The sequence below is a fragment of the Pseudonocardia nigra genome, from assembly GCF_019396355.1.
GTDB classification, from domain to species: Bacteria; Actinomycetota; Actinomycetes; order Mycobacteriales; family Pseudonocardiaceae; genus Pseudonocardia; species Pseudonocardia nigra.
Genome location: NZ_JAHKRK010000372.1, coordinates 1 through 3,950, shown reverse-complemented (window position 1 = coordinate 3,950; position 3,950 = coordinate 1). Strand labels below are relative to the sequence as shown.

The following is a 3,950-nucleotide window of genomic DNA, read 5'->3' as shown; positions in this document are numbered from 1 at the left end:
CGCTGGCGAGCACTGCGCCGCATCACCGCCAGCCCCCGCAGAATCGGCGCCTACGTCAAAGCAGCGCTCGTCCTCACCCACATCGAACAACTCCAGCTACGCACTTCTTGCTGAGATCACCTCACTGCGCCATGCTCTCGCGGGTGATCAGCAACGATGCGATCGGCCTGAGGCCTGAGCTTGACCGCGTCGACGCCGGTCGGGACGACGACCCGGCGACCGCATCGGCGACCGCCAGGTCCGCGACCGTGGCCGGGTTCGACCCGCGCCGCCCGCAGCTCGAGCACCGTGCACGACGCGCGGCGAGCACACCCCGACGCACCTTCACCGGCCACCACCGGCTGTGATCGTCGGCGCGAACCGGTCCAGCCGTGTGATCACCAGCGTGTCCTCGGTGCGCAGCAGCCGCAGCACCAGGTCCAGCTGCGGCCGCGACGCCTTCGCCCCGGAGGCGTGGTCGACGTGCACGTCGTCGGGGGCGACGCCGGCGCGGGTGAGCGCGTCGATCTGGTGCGCGGGGTTCTGCTCGGCGGTCGACACTCGCGCGTAGCCGATCAGCACGCGACGGAAGATAGCGCCGCCCGGGGTTTGGCGACGTTGTTTGCCGACGCGACTCGCCGACAAGCCTCACTTGCGGCTTCGTCCCTGCACGGGTGATCGTCGACAGACGGCCCTTTCCCGACACCCTGCCCGACGCGAACGCCCAGCCGCCCCTCGCGCCAAGCCGACCCGGCCTCGCCGCCGTCACCGCCGCAACCGAACTGCTCGGCCCACCGCACCGGCGGGGCGAAACGCCGCGGGCAGGTAGGAGGTCTCGTCGGCGTCGAGGCGGGTGCCGCCGCCGGCCAGGCGGTGCTCGAGCTGGTCGAAGGCGGCGAGCAGTCGCCCAATTGGCCAGTGAGGACGTCCGCCAGCTGGTCCCGGGTGACCGGGCCGGCAGCGCCGCGATGGCCGCTTCGGCCACGGCCGTGTCCATCACCGGGGCCGGGCGCACGCCATCGAACCGGTACGCGTCGCCGCGCCGAACCTTTGCGTGCACCGCATTCATCTTGACCGGCCCAGCACCGTCGCTGCCGGGGGCCGAGATCCGAGGGAGGCCATGGCCAGTCCATTCGCGAGGTTCGACCGGCTGGATACGCGCGTTAACCAGTGGCTGGTCCGGCGCAGCATCCCGCTGCTGCGCATCAGTCTGGGCCTGGTGTTCCTGGGCTTTGGCGCGCTCAAGTTCTTCCCCGGGCTCAGCCCGGCGCAGGATCTGGTGGTCCAGACGACCACCGCCCTGACCTTCGGGCTGGTCCCGCCGGGCGCGGGGCTCGGACTGGTGGCCGCGCTCGAGTGTGGGATCGGCCTGTGCTTCCTGACCGGCCGGTTCCTCCGCGTCGCGGTGTGGCTCATGCTGGCCCAGATGCTGGGTGCGATGTCGCCCCTGCTGCTGTTCCCTGCGCAGCTGTTCGCCGGCCCCGGAGGTGCGCCCACGCTCGCGGCGCAGTACATCATCAAGGACATCGTGCTGGTCGCCGCGGCCCTGGTCATCGCATCCACCTCGACGGGGGCGCGCATCGTGCCCGAGCCGAGGACGATGCGGGGTTCCCTGGGGGCAGGCCCGCCCGTCCTGACAAGGGCCGAGCGGAGCTGCGGGCGCAACGCGGCAATCTGAACCGCCCTGGGGTGAGGAGAGGCTCTGATCCAGCAAGGAGACTGGAGCCATGCCTGCACCTCGGAAGTTCGATGAGGAGACCCCTGCCCGCGCGGTCCGGCTGTACGCCGACCGGCTGCGCGATCACGGGGAGTCCAAGCTGGCTGCTCGCACGCACGTGGGCGAGCTGCTCGACATCAAGCCATTATTCAGAAAGCAAGCCTTGTCGTATTTTGCGAGAATGCCTACCGTCTTTCCGGAGTTGACAACTTGCCAGTACTCTCGCATTTGGTCGCGAGCGCTCGCGGCAAATACGCTGATTCGCTCGTCCGCAAGGTCATCAAAAACATCAGTGAAGAGTTCATTGATCAGCGCTTCGACGAATGCGACGGACTCGGTCACGGCAGCCATGACGTAGCCGCGCAAGTGAATGTGGAAAGCGCCACGCTCGGCGCGGTACTTGTCCTCGTACTCGCGCGCGTACCGCGAGCAGTGCTGCGCCATCCAAAGGTGGTGAGTCGACAAGTACGACCGCATGCTGATCGAGGCTGTACCGACCGTCACCATGCCCTCTCCGCGTATCTCCACCATCAGGGCAGCATCGCACGAGCCGGCCCGGTCCCGCCGTGAGCGGAGCGGCAAGGCGGGGTCCGGACCGGCGGCGCGCGGAGCGCGCCCTTGATGATGAAAGAGGTCAACGCGGCAACGGAGCGGCTACGGCGATGGTCGAGCAGGGCTCCGACGGGCACGCGTGAAGGCGACGCCGGCGAGGATCAGCAGGGCGCCGAGGGGCAGTGTTAGGCGCGCGGGCTCGTTGAGAACGAGGATGCCTAGCAGCAGGGCGACGGCTGGTACGAGGTAGGTCACGATGCTCGCGGCGGTCGGGCCCTCGTTGGCGATGAGCGTGAAGTTGATGATTAGCGGGTCTTCGAAGTTAACCGGGCTTGGCTGGTCGGAGGGCCGCTCGGATGCTCGCGCAGCGTGATCGTAGGCGTTGGTTGATGGGGTTGCGGAACCCGAAGGCATTGCGGGCTTCGAGCTTGATCAGCCGGTTGATGCCCTCGCTGGCGGCGTTGGTGATTCCGGTGAGGATGAACGCCTCGATCGGGGGCCACCAGGCCTGGATGGTAGCGGCGAGGCGATGCAGTTCGGGGATGGTGGTGTCGGCGCACCACCGGTAGAACGCCCACAGCCGCGTCGAGATCTGATGCTGCGTCGGGTTGGCACGTGGCGGTGACGCGCCCACCGGTAGGTCAGCTTCCACATGTAGTCGTCGAGCGCGGAGAACACCTCGCTCGACACCTCGGTCCGGTAGTAGGCGGCCCACCCGCGGATGATCGGGGTGAGCTTCTTGAGCACTCCGCCGGCGTTGGACCCTCGTAGGGCACGCAGCTCGGTGCGCAGCCTTCTCCGGATGCGTCTCACGGCCTCCCGGGCTGGGTTTGATCAAGACAAGTTTGTTGTGATAGCGCCGGACGTTGAACCCGAGAAAATCGAAGCCCGTCTCCCCGACGTGAACAATGCGCGTCTTGTCCTCGTTGAAGACCAGCCCTCTCGGAACCAGCCAAGCAGCTAATCTCGCCTTGACCTGTTCCGCATGCTCACGACTGTGACACAGGGCCACAAGATCGTCTGCATAGCGGACCAGCACGGGCCTGTCAGGTGCTGTTTCGATACCGCCTCGACTGCGACGGAAATACCTGACACCTGCGGCCTGCTCCATCCCGTGCAACGCAACATTCAGTAACAAAGGACTGATCACGCCACCTTGCGGCGTGCCCTCCTCCGTAGGAGCGAACTGACCCTTGCCGATCACACCCGCTGTCAACCAGTCCCGGACCAGCCCTCGCGCGGGGAACGTTCCGAGCTCGTTCAGAAGGTGATCGTGATCGATACGGTCGAACGCCGCCGCCAGGTCCGCGTCGAGCACCCACAGGCGTTTCGGGTCACGGCCCTTGACCACCTGGTAGATCGCCTCGATCGCGTCATGGCAACCGCGGCCCGGCCGGAACCCATAGGACTTTGGTTCGAACCGCGCCTCCCACTCCGGTTCCAGTGCGTTCTTCACGCGCGCTTGCAGTGCGCGATCGACGATCACCGGAATTCCGAGTGGCCGCTGTTTGCCGTTGCTCTTGGGGATGAACACCCGCTTGACCGGGCGGGCCTGCCTCGGCTCGGTCTGCTGGCCACGGTCGTTTCAAGATCGACATGGCGGGTGAGGAGGCGTTCGCCGCGCAGGGTTGATCATTCGCGGACGGATTGATGATCGTCGGCGTGTCACGGCGGGTGGGCAACGGAGCTCCGGTAGGTGGAG

At 67.0% G+C, this 3,950-nt stretch carries 5 protein-coding genes and 1 pseudogene; 2 read left to right on the top strand and 4 right to left on the bottom strand.

What is annotated here, in order from left to right; all coding sequences use genetic code 11:
- Nucleotides 1-324: 324 nt before the first annotated feature.
- A complete protein-coding gene (locus KME75_RS40455) occupies nucleotides 325-561 on the bottom strand; it encodes a recombinase family protein (protein WP_219420291.1) in 237 nt (78 codons plus the stop codon).
- A 538-nt stretch (nucleotides 562-1,099) separates the two neighbouring features.
- Here KME75_RS40455 and KME75_RS40450 point away from each other — a divergent pair.
- Nucleotides 1,100-1,657 (top strand): DoxX family protein, encoded by a 558-nt coding sequence (locus KME75_RS40450; protein ID WP_219420290.1) that lies wholly within the window; start codon nucleotides 1,100-1,102, stop codon nucleotides 1,655-1,657.
- Between the two features lie 49 nt (nucleotides 1,658-1,706).
- Nucleotides 1,707-1,841 (top strand): annotated as a pseudogene (locus tag KME75_RS44490) (IS3 family transposase); the annotation flags it as partial.
- Here KME75_RS44490 and KME75_RS40445 read toward each other — a convergent pair.
- The 3 genes from KME75_RS40445 to KME75_RS47505 form a co-directional block, all read right to left on the bottom strand.
- Nucleotides 1,781-2,227, bottom strand: a complete 447-nt coding sequence (locus tag KME75_RS40445) for a hypothetical protein (RefSeq protein ID WP_219420289.1) — start codon at nucleotides 2,225-2,227, stop codon at nucleotides 1,781-1,783. The pseudogene KME75_RS44490 and the gene KME75_RS40445 overlap by 61 nt on opposite strands.
- 123 nt (nucleotides 2,228-2,350) lie before the next feature.
- Entirely contained in the window at nucleotides 2,351-2,662 is a 312-nt protein-coding gene (locus tag KME75_RS47290; RefSeq protein WP_219420288.1) for an EamA family transporter, read from the bottom strand.
- Nucleotides 2,571-3,782, bottom strand: a complete 1,212-nt coding sequence (locus KME75_RS47505; protein WP_219420287.1) for a reverse transcriptase domain-containing protein — start codon at nucleotides 3,780-3,782, stop codon at nucleotides 2,571-2,573. Before KME75_RS47505 ends, KME75_RS47290 begins: the two co-directional genes overlap by 92 nt.
- Nucleotides 3,783-3,950 lie beyond the last annotated feature (168 nt).

What these genes read in the sequence shown, in the direction of transcription:
- KME75_RS40450 (WP_219420290.1), top strand. Translation starts at nt 1,100, where the DNA reads ATGGCCAGTCCATTCGCGAGGTTCGACCGGCTGGATACGCGCGTTAAC.
- KME75_RS40445 (WP_219420289.1), bottom strand. Translation starts at nt 2,227, where the DNA reads ATGGTGGAGATACGCGGAGAGGGCATGGTGACGGTCGGTACAGCCTCG.
- KME75_RS47290 (WP_219420288.1), bottom strand. Translation starts at nt 2,662, where the DNA reads ATGCCTTCGGGTTCCGCAACCCCATCAACCAACGCCTACGATCACGCT.